Below are 14,197 nucleotides of genomic sequence, written 5' to 3'. Positions count from 1 at the left end.
CCGGGCCGGCATGCGGTGCATAACGGAAAAAATAACCGACAGGGTGTGGATCACATGAAACGTATCGTTCTCGGCCTCCTGGCCGCAACCGCAATGGTTCTTCCGGCTTTCGCCGCGGATGTCCAGCCGGCCATCCTCTATGATCTCGGCGGCAAGTTCGACAAATCCTTCAACGAGGCTGCCTACAACGGCGCCGAGAAATTCAAGACGGAAACCGGCACGGCCTACGTCGAATTCGAGGTCTCCAATGCCTCGCAGCGTGAGCAGGCGCTGCGCCGCTTCGCCGAGGACGGCCGCAACCCGATCGTTATGGCGGGCTTTGCCTGGACGGACGCGCTGACCAAGGTCGCCGCCGAATACCCCGACCTGAACTTCGCCATCATCGACGACCAGGTCGATCTGCCGAACGTGCGGTCGCTGAAGTTCAAGGAACAGGAGGGCTCCTACCTCGTCGGCATCCTGGCGGCGATGGCCTCTAAGTCCAAGAAGGTCTCCTTCGTTGGCGGCATGGATATCCCGCTGATCCGCAAGTTCGAATGCGGCTATGTCGGCGGCGCCAAGTCGGCGGGTGCGACTGATGTCATCCAGAACATGACCGGCGACACGCCGGCTGCCTGGAACGATCCGGCCAAGGGCGGCGAGATCGCCAAGACGCAGATCGACCAGGGCTCCGACGTGATCTACGCCGCGGCAGGCGGCACCGGCGTCGGCGTGCTGCAGGCGGCGGCAGATGCCGGCAAGCTCGGCATCGGCGTCGATTCCAACCAGAACGGCCTGCAGCCGGGCAAGGTGCTGACCTCGATGCTGAAGCGCGTCGACGTCGCCGTCTACACCGCCTTCATGGACGGCAAGAACGGCACCTTCAAGGGCGGAGTCGAGAATCTGGGCCTCAAGGAAGGCGGCGTCGACTACGCCATGGACGACAACAACAAGGCGCTGGTGACGGACGTGATGAAGGCGGCCGTCGAAAAGGCCAAGGCCGACATCATTGCCGGCAAGACCGAAGTGCACGACTATACAGCTGACAACGCTTGCCCCTATTGAGCGGCACGAACACACAGACATGACCTGCAAACCGCCGGGCGCCAGCCCGGCGGTTTTGTCTTTACCGGATCGAGCGAAACGTTCGCTCCGTGCCGGCCACCGTTTCGGGATACAGATGCAGCCAAAGATCGCACCCATGGGCGAGCACGACGTAGCAGCGGTAGCCCAGCTGCGCCTGGCCACGTTTTTCGAGGGAACCGGAAGGACGCTCGGGGAAGATGCGGCAGGGCTTCGTGGCTTGATCGCCGGTGACGGCTTCGAGGCGGCATTCGTTGCCCGGATCGGCGACACCCCGGTCGGGACATGCCTGCTGGTCCGCCACGAGCTGGAGCCCGTACATGATCTGACGCCATGGCTGGCCGGGTTGGTCGTCGATGCAAGGTATCGACGCCGAGGCATCGCCACCGCGTTGGTCAAGGCAACGGAAGCCCATGCGGCGTCACGGGGCGTCGAGATGCTCCATCTCTACACATGGGATGCGCGTGATTTCTACGCGGCTCTCGGCTGGAATACCGTTGAGATAAGCGGCTCGGACGGCGAGAAGATGGCGCTGATGTCGCGCCGGCCTCGCCTATAGCAGCTTCGCGACGAGACAGCCCAGCGCGAACGCCACCATCAGCCCGGCGGCAACGACAACTCCGCGCCGGCCGCCAAGCGCGTGCACGCCAATGCCGTATGGTGGCCGGGACAGGCTTCGGATCACCGTGCGCGGTTTGACCTCATTGCCGCCGAGCTCGACGCTGCGCATCTGAGGTAACTCGGCTAGGCGTTGGGTAACCAGTTCCCAATGCCTGCCAGGCAGCAGGTCGCGTTTTCCGTAACGGTCGAAGAAATACATCTGCTCGGCAAGTCGCGCGACCGCGTCGCGGAAGGCGGGATCGACCTCCAGGTCACGTTCGGCCCGTTCGCGGTCTTTGTCGTTCATAAGACCGAGCACATATTCGCCGGCCCGCGCGATGCGATCGCTTTCACTGACCAAGGCGTGCACCTTCCCTTTTTCCTCACCAGTGCGGTGGCTTGGTTACCGGCACTTCATCTCCTGTCTGCTCCTCCAGCGCCAGGAAGCGATCCGTCAGCGCGTCGAGCTTGCGCTGCATGCGCTCGATCACCTTCCACTGCTCGGCGATCTGGCCGGACAGTTCCTCGATGGTCTTCTCCTGCTCGGCGGCGCGTATTTCCAGCGTCGTCAGCCGGTCGGCGGGCGTGATCATGTGAATTCCCCAGTCTCACCGCGATGTCGTTCACCGCGATGTCTTGCGCCGTGATGCGAATTTCGGCGCCGTCATACTAGCGAATGTGAAGGCCCCGGCCACGTTGCAAATTGACAAGCGCACCGGGATTTGTCGAGAGTGAACCGGCTCCGCCAATTGGCACGGGCGGAGCGTCATGCTAGGCGTTTTGACCAAGCGATAAAAAAATAAGAGTGGGACAGGCTGCATGGCGCAAGCCGCAATCGAGTTGATCGGCATCAACAAGAGTTTTGGTGCGGTGCGCGCCAACCGGGACATCAATCTTGAGATCGGTCGCGGCACGATCCACGGCATTGTCGGCGAGAACGGAGCTGGCAAGTCGACGCTGATGTCGATCCTCTACGGCTTCTACCAGGCCGACAGCGGCGAAATCCGCGTTGGCGGCCAGCCGGCCTCGATCAAGACCCCCAATGACGCCATCGCGCTCGGCATCGGCATGGTGCATCAGCACTTCATGCTGGTCGACAATTTCACGGTGCTGGAGAACGTCATCCTCGGCGCCAAAAGCGATGCGCTCTTGAAGAAGAGCATCGCCAAGGCACGCTCCGAACTGGAGCGGCTTGAGCGCGAATACGGGCTGGAAGTCGATCCCGATGCGATCATCGAGGAGCTGCCGGTCGGCCTGCAGCAGCGGGTGGAGATCCTGAAGGCGCTCTATCGCGGCGCCGAGATCCTGATCCTCGACGAGCCGACGGGCGTGCTGACGCCGGCCGAGGCCGACCACCTGTTCCGCATCCTCGGGCAATTGAAAGACCAGGGCAAGACGGTGGTGCTGATCACCCACAAATTGCGCGAGATCATGGCCATCACCGACACCGTGTCGGTGATGCGCCAGGGCACGATGGTGGCGACGCGCGAAACCAGGAAGACCACTGTCGAGGAACTGGCCGAGCTGATGGTCGGGCGGCGCGTGCTCTTGCGGGTCGAAAAGGGCGAGGCCGAGGCCGGCGCCGTCAAGCTCGCGGTCAAGAACCTGACGGTGAAGGATACGCGCGGCGTAACCATGGTCGACGACATCTCCTTCGATATCAGGGCCGGCGAGATCGTCGGCATCGCCGGTGTCGCCGGCAACGGACAATCCGAACTGCTCGAGGCGATTTCCGGCATCAGGCGTGCGGTGTCCGGCTCGGTCATGCTCGACGGCAAGCCGATCGACCTGACCGGTGCGGCCGACCCGGGCGAACTGCGCGACCGCGGCCTGGCGCATGTGCCGGAGGACCGCCATCACGTCGGCCTGGTGCTGGCCTTCGAGGAGAACGAGAATTCGATCCTCGGCTATCACGATGATCCCCGCTATTTGAAGGGGCCGTTCCTCAACATCGATGCCATCCGCAACGATGCCAGGGACAAGATCGCCAAATACGACATCCGCCCGGCCGACTGCCGGCTGAAGACCGCCAATTTCTCCGGCGGCAACCAGCAGAAGATCGTGCTGGCGCGGGAGATGGAACAGGACCCTGGTGTTCTGATCGTTGGCCAGCCGACACGCGGCGTCGATGTCGGCGCCATCGAATTCATCCACAAGCGCCTGATCGCCATGCGCGACCAGGGCAAGGCGGTGCTGGTGGTGTCGGTCGAGCTGGACGAGATCCGTTCGCTGTCCGACCGTATCCTGGTGATGTTTGCCGGCCGCATCGTCGGCGAGCGCGGTCCCGAAGCGACCGAGGGCGAACTCGGCCTGCTGATGGCTGGCATCGAGCACCAGGAGGCAGCACTTTGAGCGCGCCTTACGCCAAACTGCCGGCCTGGGCCGACTATGGCCTGATCCCGCTGATCAATCTGTTCGTCGCCTTCGTCGTCGCCGGCTTCGTCGTGCTTCTGGTCGGCGAGAATCCGTTGCGCGCAGCCGTCATCCTGGTCGAGGGCGCCTTCGGCAAAGGCACAGGCATCGCCTTCACCCTCTTTTATGCCACCACCTTCATCTTCACCGGGCTTTCGGTGGCGGTGGCCGCGCATTGCGGCCTGTTCAACATCGGCACCGAAGGGCAGGCCTACATCGCCGGCCTCGGCATCGCCATCGTCTGCCTGAGCTTCGACAGCACACTGCCATGGTGGCTGACCTTCCCGCTGGCGATCATTGCCGCGGCGGCGGTCGGCGCATTGTGGGCGCTCATCCCGGCCTATCTGCAGGCCAAGCGTGGCTCGCACATCGTCATCACCACCATCATGTTCAACTTCATCGCCGCCTCGATCATGGTTTACCTGCTGGTCGGCCCGTTGAAGCCAGCCGCCTCGCAAGCGCCGCAGACGCGTAACTTCCTCGCCGGCGCGGAATTGCCCAAGCTCAACTGGATCATCGAGCTGTTCGGCGCCAAGATCCGTTCGGCGCCGCTCAATGTCACCTTCCTGCTGGCGCTGCTCATGGCCTTCCTGGTCTGGCTGCTGATCTGGCGCACCAAGCTCGGCTATGAAATGCGCACCTACGGTCACAGCCCGAAAGCGGCACGCTATGCCGGCATCTCCGAAACCCGCATCATCATCACCGCCATGATGATCTCGGGCGGGCTGGCCGGCATGATGGCACTCAATCCGGTGATGGGCGATCAGCACAATGTCGCCATCGACTTCGTTTCCGGCGCCGGCTTCGTCGGCATCGCCGTGGCGCTGATGGGCCGCCTGCACCCTGTCGGCATCGTGCTGGCGGCGATCCTGTTCGGCATGCTCTACCAGGGCGGCGCCGAACTCGCCTTCGAGATGCCGGCGATCAGCCGCGACATGATCGTCATCATTCAAGGCCTGGTGATCCTGTTTGCCGGTGCCCTCGAGCACATGTTCCGGCCCTACATCCAGGCGCTGTTCGCCTCGTTCAGTCCGCGATCGGTGGGCATGGAAGCGGTCAAGGGGAAAGGTGCCTGAGATGGATGTGTTCAACGCGATCATCCAGACACTGGACTCCACCATCCGCCTTTCGGTGCCGCTGCTGCTTGCCTGCCTCGCCGGCCTCTATTCGGAACGCGCCGGCATCTTCGACATCGGTCTCGAAGGCAAGATGCTGGTCGGCGCCTTCGCCGGCGCGGCCGCCGCTTCCGTGTTCCATTCGGCCTTTCTCGGCCTCGGCATGGCCATCCTGATCTCGGTCGCCTTTGCCATGATCCACGGCTTTGCCTCGATCACCCATCGCGGCAACCAGATCGTCTCCGGCGTGGCGATCAATTTCATCGCCGCCGGCTCGACCATCATCCTCGGCCAGGCCTGGTTCCAGCAGGGCGGGCGCACGCCGGCGCTGCAACCGGGCGAGCGCTTCGAGGCCATCACCTTGCCGGGCGCCGAGGCCATCCGCGGCGTTCCGATCATCGGACCGATCTATGCCGAGCTCCTGTCGGGCCACTCGATCCTGGTCTATCTTGCCTTCCTGATGGTGCCGTTCACCTGGTGGGTGCTGTTTCGCACCCGTTTTGGCCTCAGGCTGCGCGCCGTAGGCGAGAACCCGGCCGCCGTCGATACTGCCGGCATATCGGTCGCCTGGCTGCGCTACAGGGCGCTGATCTGCACCGGCATCCTCACCGGCATTGCCGGCGCCTACCTGTCGATGGTGCAAAATGGCGGCTTCGTGAAGGACATGACCGCCGGCAAGGGCTATATCGCGCTGGCAGCCTTGATCTTTGCCAAGTGGAAGCCGGTCAACGCCATGTTCGCCTGCCTTCTGTTCGGCTTCCTGGACGCGGCGTCGATCCGCCTGCAGGGATCACCGCTGCCCATCATCGGCAAGGTGCCGGCGCAGTTCATGCAGGCGCTGCCCTACATCCTCACCGTCATCCTGCTCGCCGGCTTCATCGGCAAGGCAATCCCGCCACGCGCCGGCGGCGTGCCTTATGTCAAGGAACGTTGAGCGACGGGTCGGCTTTGCGCCGGGTTTTGAACACGATCATCGGAGAGAACACCTGAATGTCGCATGATCTGTTCGAGGCCGCCAAGGCCGCCATGGCCAAGGCCTACGCGCCCTATTCTAAGTTTCCGGTCGGCGCTGCCTTGCGCACCGAGGACGGGCGCGTCTTTACCGGCGCCAACATCGAAGTCGCCTCCTATCCGGAAGGCTGGTGCGCCGAGACCACGGCGCTCGGCCACTACATCATGGGCGGCGGCGGCAAGATCGTGGAAATCGCCGTCATCGCCGAACGCATGGCGAAATGCTCGCCTTGCGGCGGCTGCCGGCAGCGGCTGGCCGAATTCTGCCAGCCGGAAACAAAGCTCTATCTCTGCGACAATGCAGGTGTGGCCGAGACCGTGACCATGGGCGACATGCTGCCTTACGGTTTCCGCGGCGATATTTTGAAATGAACAACGGGCTCAAATGGACAGCTGGCAGCGATGACGGAAAAAACCCTGGATCATCTCGTCGAAAGGCTGGACGGCTTGGCGCCCGCCACGGCACTGGTGCTCGGTTCGGGCCTCGGCGGTCTGGTCGACCAGATCGAGGGCCCGATCCGCATCTCCTATGCCGACCTGCCCGGTTTTCCCAGAAGCGGTGTCACCGGGCATGCCGGCGAGGTGGTGGCGGGGCTGTTTGCCGGCGTGCCGGTGCTGATGCTGTCGGGCCGCGCCCATTACTACGAGCACGGCGTTGCCGCGGCGATGCGGCCGGTGCTGGAAGTGCTTGCCGGCATCGGCATCACGAAACTGATCCTCACCAATGCCGCCGGTTCGGTCGATCCGGACATGCCGCCGGGCTCGGTGATGCTGATATCGGACCACATCAATTTCTCGGGCACCAATCCGCTGATCGGCGAACCAAGCGACCGGCGTTTCGTCGGCCTGACTGAAGCCTATGATGCCGGCATCCGCCAGGCCATCGAGCGGGCGGCAAATGCGACCGGCACCACCCTGCACAAGGGCGTCTATATGTGGTTCTCCGGCCCATGCTTCGAAACGCCGGCCGAGATCCGCATGGCGCGCATCATGGGCGCCAATGCGGTCGGCATGTCGACCGTACCGGAGGTCATTCTCGCCCGCTTCCTAGGACTGCGCGTCGCCGCCTGTTCGGTCATCACCAATTTGGCGGCCGGCATGACCGGGGCCGAGCTATCGCACCAGGAGACCAAGGACATGGCACCGGTAGGCGGCGCGCGGCTCGCAACGATCCTGCAGCGCGTGTTCCACGACGGACTGCTGGAGACCTGATGCTTCCCCAGGAAATCATCCGCCGCAAGCGCGATGGCCTCAGGCTGTCGGAAGAGGAGATCGCCGGCTTCGTCGCGGGCGTGACGTCGGGCGCCGTCACCGATGGCCAGGCCGGCGCCTTCGCCATGGCGGTGTTCTTCAACGGCATGAACCGCGACGAGGCCGTGGCGCTCACGCTGGCGATGCGCGATTCCGGCGATGTGCTCGACTGGTCGGACCTGCCCGGCCCGGTCACCGACAAGCATTCGACCGGCGGCGTCGGCGACAATGTCTCGCTGATGCTGGCGCCGATCGTCGCCGCCTGCGGCGCCTATGTACCGATGATCTCGGGCCGCGGCCTCGGCCACACCGGCGGCACGCTGGACAAGATGGACGCCGTCCCCGGCTACATCAGCCAGCCCGACGTCGCGCTGTTTCGCAAGGCGGTGCTCGAAACAGGCTGTGCCATCATCGGCCAGACCGCCGACCTCGCGCCCGCCGATCGACGGCTCTATGCGATCCGCGACGTCTCCGGCACGGTCGAATCGGTGCCGCTGATCACCGCTTCGATCCTGTCGAAGAAGCTGGCGGCCGGGCTGCAATCGCTGGTGCTCGACGTCAAGGTCGGCAACGGCGCCTTCATGGAAAAATCGCGCGACGCCACCGCACTCGCCAACAGCCTGGTTGAGATCGCCAACGGCGCCGGACTAAAGGCTTCGGCGTTGATCACCGGCATGAACGAGCCATTGGCGTCGGCCGCCGGCAACGCCGTCGAGGTGCGCAACGCCGTTGATTTCCTCACCGGCCGGTATCGTGACCGTCGGCTCGAGGACGTGACGCTGGCGCTGGCCGCCGAAATGCTGCAGTCGGCCGGGCTGGTGTCGTCCAACCAGGATGGCATGCGGCGCGCCACCGAGACACTCGCCAGCGGCCGCGCCGCCGCCACCTTCGCACGCATGGTGGCCGCGCTTGGCGGCCCCGCCGATTTCATCGAGAAACCGGAAAAGTATCTGCCGGCGGCGGCGATCGAATTTGCCGTCAAGGCGACCGCAAACGGCTTCGTCACCGGCATCGCCACCCGCGATATCGGGCTCGCCGTGGTCGGCCTGGGAGGTGGACGCACGCGGCCGGACGACAAGATCGACCCCGCGGTCGGCATCACCAGGCTGTTGCCGGTCGGTGCGGAGGTTGGGGCCGGCGAGACGCTGGCGCTGATCCATGCCCGCTCATCGGCCGATGCCGAGGCCGCCGCGGCTACCGTGCTTTCGGCCTATACGGTCGGCGCCTCGAAGCCGCCCGCCGACAAGTCGGTCATCCGGCGGATTCTGCCGCGCGGTTGAAGCAATTCCAGGAAAAGTGGTGGACCGGTTTTCCCGGGAAAGCGCATAGCGCTTTCCCTTGGAAATTGCGGAAAACGAATAGCCTTACTGGACGAGCAGCAGCGTGCCGTTCTCGACCTGGTATTTGTCGAGCCGGTTGAGAAAGCTCATGCCGATCAGATTGGTGCGCAGCGCCCTGTCGTCGAGCACGATGGTCTGGACGTCATTGACCGTGATGTTGCCGATCTGCAGGCGGTCGATCATGGCCACGGCCGCCTTGATGGTGCCGTTGGCCGTGTTGACCTCGTGGCTGAAGTCCGAAGCATTCAGCGACAAGCCGATTCGGCGTGCCGTCGACATGTTGATGGCGACCAATGTCGCGCCGGTGTCGACCATGCCGTCGACCTGACGTCCATTGAGCTTGAAGCCCGATGAAAAGTGTCCGCGCTCGTCTGCCGCGACGACCACCTTGCGGCCCATCGGCAGCGGTGCCGCGGGCTTGTTGGGGACCGATGCCAGATTGACGCCCGGTTGGGCTTCGACCGCTTGTTTGCCCGGCACCGCCGACCTCAGCAGGTTTTCGACGAGTTGCGGATTGGACTGATACACAATCGGTATCGATGCCGATGAACCGGCGAAAACGGCGAGGATCAGAAGTTTGCGCAGCATGGATCGGCCTCGCCGCATGACCCCCCGGAAATCGGGATCGATTTTCGGAAAGGCTCACGCGCATATCAAAGTGCTACAGCGTCCTTTGCGCGTCCGAAATGGACGCGCGGCGCCGTAGTGACAGCCGATCGTTAGACCCGGATGGTGTTTGCCGCTTTAACGCGCGCCAAAACCGCGCCTTTGCGTAAACATTTGGTAAATCGCACCAGGTGACTTTGCCTGGTATTACTTGGTCCCGTACATGCGGTCGCCGGCGTCGCCGAGGCCGGGCATAATGTAGCCCTTCTCGTTGAGCTGGCGGTCGATCGAAGCGGTGAAGACGGGAACGTCCGGATGCGCCTTGAGAAAGCGTTCGATGCCTTCGGGCGCCGCCAGCAGGCAAAGGAAACGGATGTTGGTGGCGCCGCGCTCTTTCAGCTTGTCGATCGCCGCGATCGCCGAATTGGCGGTGGCCAGCATCGGATCGACGACGATCACCAGCCGGTCGGCGAGATCGCTCGGCGCCTTGAAGAAATATTCGACCGCTTCCAGCGTTTCGTGATCGCGGTAGAGACCGACATGGGCGACGCGGGCCGCCGGAACCAGGTCGAGCAGGCCTTCCAGCAAGCCGTTGCCGGCGCGCAGCACGGAGGCAAAGACCAGCTTCTTGCCCTCAAGCGTCGGCGCTTCCATGGTTTCCATCGGCGTCTCGATGGTCGTCGTCGTCAGTTCGAGGTTGCGGGTGACCTCGTATCCGAGCAGCAGCGAGATTTCGCGCAGCAGCCGGCGAAAGCCGGCCGTCGAGGTTTCCTTCTTGCGCATGATGGTCAGCTTGTGCTGGACAAGCGGGTGGTCGACGACGGTGACGCCCTGCATGGTGTTCTCCTGATGCCTGCGCCCGAAAATGCGCGCATGGCCCTTTCGGACGCGCCGCGCTTCAAGCTGCCTGAGCGAACCCTAGCGGCAATGCGCCGGCCAAGGAACCGCTTGGCCCGCACCGACCACAGCTTTGTCGGCGGAAATCAGCGTGCCGCGCTGTTCAACCGGGCAAGAAGCGCGGTCTTCGTCTTTCTATCGACGAAAGCGGCTTCGATGGCGGTGCGGGTGACGGCGGCCAGCGCCTTTTCGTTCATCGAGAAATGCTCGGCGGCAATGTCGTATTCCCGCTTCAGCGAGGTCCAGAAATAGGGCGGATCGTCGGAATTGAGCGTCACCTTGCAGCCGGCCGCCTGCAGGGCCGGAAATGGATGATCGGCGAAACTGTCGAACACCTTGAGCGCGATGTTGGAACCGGGGCAGCATTCCAGCACGACGCCCTCGTCGGCGATGCGCCGGACGAGGTCCGGGTTCTCGATGGCGCGCACGCCATGGCCGATGCGGGACGGACGGATATGATCGAGCGCCGCCTGGACGGTCTCCCAGCCCGTCAATTCGCCGGCGTGGATGGTGATGCCGAGCCCGGCCTCGCGGGCGATCTCGAAAGCCCTGACATAGTCCTCCATATCGCCGATGCGCTCATCGCCGGCGACGCCGAAACCGGTGACCAGCGGATGCCCGCAGCGCGCCGCAAAGCGCGCCGCCTGCTCGATCGACTCGACGCCGACATGGCGCACGCCGGTGACGATCATGCGGCCCTCGATGCCGGTCTTGGCCTTGGCGCGGGCCATGCCTTCGCCGAGCGCATCGGTATAGGCCTTGGGCGACAGGCCGGCCTTTTTCGCGTGGTCCGGCGAGGTGAACACCTCGGAATAGATGGCGCCGTCGCGAGCGAGACTGGTCAGATAATGGTCGGCCAGCCGCGCATAGTCCTCCTCGGTCCGGAACAGATCGGCGGAAAAATCATAAGCCGCCAGGAAGGAGGTGAAATCATGCCAGACGAAGGAACCGTTCTGGATATAGGGCGAGGTGTCCTTGCCGTATTTCTGCGCCTGGCGGATGACGAGTTCGGGCGCCGCTGCCCCTTCGATGTGGCAGTGCAGTTCCGCTTTCAAAGGCATTCAACCATCCCGTCGGTCCGTCCAGGTCTCGAAAACCCGCCACCTGGAAGCGCGGCTGAACACCGCGCCTTAAACAATAGCGCCCGCACCATCGATCGGCTATGGTCCCGCCGGTTTTATGACGGATCAAAAAAATGTCAGTTGAGAGAACCACGGCCGCGGGCGGCATGGAAACCTCCTATGGTTTCAAGCGTGTAGGGGCTGGCGACAAGCAGTCCCTGGTCAACGATGTTTTCCACAAGGTCGCCAACCGCTATGACCTGATGAACGATCTGATGTCGGCCGGCCTGCACCGGCTGTGGAAGGACGCCATGGTCACCTGGCTCAATCCTCCCAAAAGGATCGGCTGGCGCGTGCTGGACGTTGCCGGCGGCACCGGCGACATCGCCTTCCGCATCGTCGATGCCAGCCACGGCAATGCCCATGCCACCGTGCTCGACATCAATGGCTCGATGCTGGCCGTCGGCCGCGACCGGGCCGAAAAGAAGGGCCTGTCCGGCAACACCGATTTCGTCGAGGCCAATGCCGAGGAACTGCCCTTCCCTGATGCCACATTCGATGCCTACACCATCGCTTTCGGCATCCGCAACGTACCGCGCATCGAAGTGGCCTTGGGCGAAGCGTTTCGCGTGCTGAAGCCCGGCGGGCGCTTCCTGTGCCTGGAGTTTTCCGAGGTCGAGATGCCGCTTCTCGACAAGGCCTACGAAGCCTGGTCGTTCAACGCCATTCCAAAGATCGGCAAGATGGTCACTGGCGACGGCGAACCCTATTCCTATCTGGTCGAATCGATCGCCAGGTTTCCCAATCAGCAGAATTTCGCGACGATGATTTCCCGCGCCGGCTTCGACCGCGTTTCCTTCCGCAACTACTCCGGCGGTATTGCAGCACTTCATTCGGGCTGGAAGCTTTGAGGCCGGGCCGCATTTCTCACAACCGACGCGTGCTATGCCGGTTCAAAGAGCCGGCAGGATTGGCGCTGCCATGAGCAATGTCAGTGCAGGATTCCGGCTCGTAAGGGCCGGCTGGGTGCTGGTCCGCGAGGGTGTCGTCGCCGCTCTGCCGGGTGAGGAACTGTCCGGCCTGCCGAAGTTCGGATGGCGGATGGCGCGGCTGTTCACCCGCCGCCGCGCGCTGGCCTATGAGCGCAGCGACCGGCTGGCCAAGGCGGTCGTCCGGCTCGGTCCGTCTTATGTAAAGCTCGGCCAGTTCCTGGCGACACGGCCCGACGTCGTCGGCAACGACATGGCGCTCGATCTCGCCACGTTGCAGGACAAGATGCACACCTTCCCCCGGGCCGAGGCCATCGTGGCGATCGAGGCTTCGCTCGGGCGCAAGATCGGCGATCTCTATACGCAATTCGGCGACCCGGTCGCCGCCGCCTCCATCGCCCAGGTCCATGCCGCCGACGCTGTCCATGACGGCATTGCCACCAAGGTGGCGGTCAAGGTGATCCGGCCCGGCGTGCGCCGCCGCTTCTTCCAGGATCTCGAAAGCTATTTCCTCGCCGCTCGCCTGCAGGAGAAATACATCCCCTCGTCCCGCCGGCTGCGGCCGGTCGAGGTCACCCAGACGCTGGCGCAGACCACCAAGATCGAGATGGATCTTCGCCTCGAGGCGGCGGCTCTCTCGGAACTCGGCGAAAGCACCAGGGACGACCCCGGCTTTCGCGTGCCGTCCGTCGACTGGGAGCGCACCGGCCGCGACGTCTTGACCATGGAGTGGGTCGACGGCGTCAAGATGAACGACATTGCCGGCCTGGAAGCCGCCGGCCACGATTTGAAGGCGATCGCAGCCAACCTCATCCAGTCGTTCCTGCGCCACACCCTGCGCGACGGCTTCTTCCATGCCGACATGCATCCGGGCAATTTGTTCGTCGAGGCAAACGGCACCATCGTTGCCGTCGATCTCGGCATTGCCGGCAGGCTCGGCAAGAAGGAGCGCCGCTTCCTCGCCGAAATTCTCTACGGCTTCATCACGCGCGACTATCTGCGTGTCGCCGAGGTCCATTTCGAGGCCGGCTATGTGCCGCGCCAGCACAATGTCGCAGCCTTCGCGCAGGCGATCCGGGCGATCGGGGAGCCGATCCATGGCCAGCCGGCCGAGACCATCTCGATGGCCAAGCTTCTGACGCTGCTGTTCGAGGTCACCGAACTCTTCGACATGGCGACGCGGCCCGAATTGATCCTGTTGCAGAAGACCATGGTGGTGGTCGAGGGCGTGGCGCGCACGCTCGACCCGGCCTTCAACATGTGGAAGACGGCCGAGCCGGTGGTCGGCGACTGGATATCAGGCAATCTTGGGCCGCGTGGCATGATGATCGATGCGCGTGACGGCGCCCGGGCGCTGCTGACCCTGGCCCGCCAGATTCCCGAGCTTGCGGCGCGCACCGACCGGCTGTCGCGCGAGATCGACCTGATGGCCGAGCACGGCCTGCGCTTCGACGAGACCACCGCCGACGCCATCGGCAAGGCCGAGGCGCGCTACAGCCGCTCCGGCCGCTGGGCACTCTGGGTAATTGCGCTGACGCTGGTCTATATCGCCTGGAAGATCATCTGAGTGCAGGCAATGACAGCAATGCTGTCATTGCAGTCGGAAATCGAGATCGCTATATTCTACGTAGGAGTGTGCATATGGCGAGGATTACCGTCCGCAATCTGGAAGACCATGTCATGCGGCGGCTACGCGAGCGCGGCGCCGCGCGGGGCGTTTCCATGGAGCAGGAAGCGCGGGACGTGCTCGCCGCATCCGTTGGGCTGCCGACCACAAAAGGGTTCGACCGAACGGGTTTGGCATCTGGGGAAAAACCCAAGGATCAATCAATCGCAAGAATGCAGGAATAGCC

The 14,197-nt window shown here is 63.8% G+C and carries 16 protein-coding genes; 11 read left to right on the top strand and 5 right to left on the bottom strand.

Features of this window, described 5'->3' with window-relative positions:
* The first annotated feature begins 54 nt into the window (after positions 1-54).
* Both AC0L2U_RS14030 and AC0L2U_RS14025 read left to right on the top strand, forming a co-directional pair.
* On the top strand, positions 55-1,044 hold the full coding sequence (locus tag AC0L2U_RS14030) for a BMP family lipoprotein (RefSeq protein ID WP_128288348.1): 990 nt from the start codon (positions 55-57) through the stop codon (positions 1,042-1,044).
* 115 nt (positions 1,045-1,159) lie between these two features.
* Positions 1,160-1,621, top strand: a complete 462-nt coding sequence (locus AC0L2U_RS14025; RefSeq protein ID WP_127809341.1) for a GNAT family N-acetyltransferase — start codon at positions 1,160-1,162, stop codon at positions 1,619-1,621.
* Here AC0L2U_RS14025 and AC0L2U_RS14020 read toward each other — a convergent pair.
* Complete coding sequence (locus AC0L2U_RS14020) at positions 1,616-2,023, bottom strand: hypothetical protein (protein WP_127266920.1); 408 nt, start codon at positions 2,021-2,023, stop codon at positions 1,616-1,618. The two genes, AC0L2U_RS14025 and AC0L2U_RS14020, sit on opposite strands and share 6 nt — an antisense overlap.
* Before the next feature lie 22 nt (positions 2,024-2,045).
* Entirely contained in the window at positions 2,046-2,252 is a 207-nt protein-coding gene (locus tag AC0L2U_RS14015) for a SlyX family protein (RefSeq protein WP_174800349.1), read from the bottom strand.
* A gap of 229 nt (positions 2,253-2,481) precedes the next feature.
* On the opposite strand from AC0L2U_RS14015, the gene AC0L2U_RS14010 reads away from it, so the two are divergent.
* From AC0L2U_RS14010 to deoA, 6 genes are read left to right on the top strand one after another with little or no spacing between them, the layout of a single operon-like run.
* Positions 2,482-4,014 (top strand): ABC transporter ATP-binding protein, encoded by a 1,533-nt coding sequence (locus tag AC0L2U_RS14010; protein ID WP_473602049.1) that lies wholly within the window; start codon positions 2,482-2,484, stop codon positions 4,012-4,014.
* Positions 4,011-5,150 carry an ABC transporter permease gene (locus AC0L2U_RS14005; RefSeq protein WP_473602048.1) on the top strand — a complete coding sequence of 380 codons (1,140 nt, stop codon included), beginning with the start codon at positions 4,011-4,013 and terminating at the stop codon, positions 5,148-5,150. Before AC0L2U_RS14010 ends, AC0L2U_RS14005 begins: the two co-directional genes overlap by 4 nt.
* 1 nt (position 5,151) lies before the next feature.
* A complete protein-coding gene (locus AC0L2U_RS14000; RefSeq protein WP_127266924.1) occupies positions 5,152-6,123 on the top strand; it encodes an ABC transporter permease in 972 nt (323 codons plus the stop codon).
* A 56-nt stretch (positions 6,124-6,179) separates the two neighbouring features.
* Complete coding sequence (gene cdd / locus AC0L2U_RS13995) at positions 6,180-6,572, top strand: cytidine deaminase (protein WP_127395406.1); 393 nt, start codon at positions 6,180-6,182, stop codon at positions 6,570-6,572.
* A 30-nt stretch (positions 6,573-6,602) separates the two neighbouring features.
* The gene (locus AC0L2U_RS13990) at positions 6,603-7,412 is read left to right on the top strand and encodes a purine-nucleoside phosphorylase (protein ID WP_127395407.1); all 810 of its coding nucleotides are present in this window, start codon (positions 6,603-6,605) and stop codon (positions 7,410-7,412) included.
* Positions 7,412-8,731: a thymidine phosphorylase gene (deoA, locus tag AC0L2U_RS13985; protein ID WP_127809338.1), complete on the top strand. Its 1,320-nt coding sequence runs from the start codon at positions 7,412-7,414 to the stop codon at positions 8,729-8,731. Before AC0L2U_RS13990 ends, deoA begins: the two co-directional genes overlap by 1 nt.
* Positions 8,732-8,815: 84 nt before the next feature.
* On the opposite strand, the gene AC0L2U_RS13980 is transcribed toward deoA, so the two are convergent.
* From AC0L2U_RS13980 to AC0L2U_RS13970, 3 genes are all read right to left on the bottom strand, one after another.
* Positions 8,816-9,379 (bottom strand): TIGR02281 family clan AA aspartic protease, encoded by a 564-nt coding sequence (locus AC0L2U_RS13980; RefSeq protein ID WP_127809337.1) that lies wholly within the window; start codon positions 9,377-9,379, stop codon positions 8,816-8,818.
* Positions 9,380-9,604: 225 nt separating this feature from the next.
* The gene (gene upp, locus AC0L2U_RS13975; RefSeq protein WP_127266929.1) at positions 9,605-10,234 is read right to left on the bottom strand and encodes a uracil phosphoribosyltransferase; all 630 of its coding nucleotides are present in this window, start codon (positions 10,232-10,234) and stop codon (positions 9,605-9,607) included.
* A 146-nt stretch (positions 10,235-10,380) separates the two neighbouring features.
* Positions 10,381-11,355: an adenosine deaminase gene (locus AC0L2U_RS13970; protein ID WP_127266930.1), complete on the bottom strand. Its 975-nt coding sequence runs from the start codon at positions 11,353-11,355 to the stop codon at positions 10,381-10,383.
* 134 nt (positions 11,356-11,489) lie between these two features.
* Here AC0L2U_RS13970 and ubiE point away from each other — a divergent pair, with 134 nt between their 5' ends.
* The 3 genes from ubiE to AC0L2U_RS13955 all read left to right on the top strand — a co-directional run bounded on the left by ubiE (position 11,490) and on the right by AC0L2U_RS13955 (position 14,195).
* A complete protein-coding gene (ubiE, locus tag AC0L2U_RS13965; protein ID WP_127328341.1) occupies positions 11,490-12,266 on the top strand; it encodes a bifunctional demethylmenaquinone methyltransferase/2-methoxy-6-polyprenyl-1,4-benzoquinol methylase UbiE in 777 nt (258 codons plus the stop codon).
* A 70-nt stretch (positions 12,267-12,336) separates the two neighbouring features.
* Positions 12,337-13,911 carry a 2-polyprenylphenol 6-hydroxylase gene (gene ubiB, locus AC0L2U_RS13960; RefSeq protein ID WP_128288351.1) on the top strand — a complete coding sequence of 525 codons (1,575 nt, stop codon included), beginning with the start codon at positions 12,337-12,339 and terminating at the stop codon, positions 13,909-13,911.
* Between the two features lie 74 nt (positions 13,912-13,985).
* Complete coding sequence (locus AC0L2U_RS13955) at positions 13,986-14,195, top strand: FitA-like ribbon-helix-helix domain-containing protein (RefSeq protein WP_127270485.1); 210 nt, start codon at positions 13,986-13,988, stop codon at positions 14,193-14,195.
* Positions 14,196-14,197: the final 2 nt, after the last annotated feature.

This window comes from Mesorhizobium sp. WSM4808, from assembly GCF_055811675.1.
Note: the sequence above shows the minus strand (reverse complement) of the source record. Positions and strands in the feature narration are given on the sequence as shown.

Excerpts from the sequence above, each read along its gene's own strand:
- deoA (WP_127809338.1), top strand. The coding sequence starts at position 7,412 with ATGCTTCCCCAGGAAATCATCCGCCGCAAGCGCGATGGCCTCAGGCTG.
- AC0L2U_RS13955 (WP_127270485.1), top strand. The coding sequence starts at position 13,986 with ATGGCGAGGATTACCGTCCGCAATCTGGAAGACCATGTCATGCGGCGG.
- AC0L2U_RS14025 (WP_127809341.1), top strand. The coding sequence starts at position 1,160 with ATGCAGCCAAAGATCGCACCCATGGGCGAGCACGACGTAGCAGCGGTA.
- AC0L2U_RS14000 (WP_127266924.1), top strand. The coding sequence starts at position 5,152 with ATGGATGTGTTCAACGCGATCATCCAGACACTGGACTCCACCATCCGC.
- ubiE (WP_127328341.1), top strand. The coding sequence starts at position 11,490 with ATGTCAGTTGAGAGAACCACGGCCGCGGGCGGCATGGAAACCTCCTAT.
- upp (WP_127266929.1), bottom strand. The coding sequence starts at position 10,234 with ATGCAGGGCGTCACCGTCGTCGACCACCCGCTTGTCCAGCACAAGCTG.
- AC0L2U_RS13990 (WP_127395407.1), top strand. The coding sequence starts at position 6,603 with ATGACGGAAAAAACCCTGGATCATCTCGTCGAAAGGCTGGACGGCTTG.
- AC0L2U_RS14010 (WP_473602049.1), top strand. The coding sequence starts at position 2,482 with ATGGCGCAAGCCGCAATCGAGTTGATCGGCATCAACAAGAGTTTTGGT.
- AC0L2U_RS13980 (WP_127809337.1), bottom strand. The coding sequence starts at position 9,379 with ATGCTGCGCAAACTTCTGATCCTCGCCGTTTTCGCCGGTTCATCGGCA.
- ubiB (WP_128288351.1), top strand. The coding sequence starts at position 12,337 with ATGAGCAATGTCAGTGCAGGATTCCGGCTCGTAAGGGCCGGCTGGGTG.
- AC0L2U_RS14030 (WP_128288348.1), top strand. The coding sequence starts at position 55 with ATGAAACGTATCGTTCTCGGCCTCCTGGCCGCAACCGCAATGGTTCTT.
- cdd (WP_127395406.1), top strand. The coding sequence starts at position 6,180 with ATGTCGCATGATCTGTTCGAGGCCGCCAAGGCCGCCATGGCCAAGGCC.
- AC0L2U_RS13970 (WP_127266930.1), bottom strand. The coding sequence starts at position 11,355 with ATGCCTTTGAAAGCGGAACTGCACTGCCACATCGAAGGGGCAGCGGCG.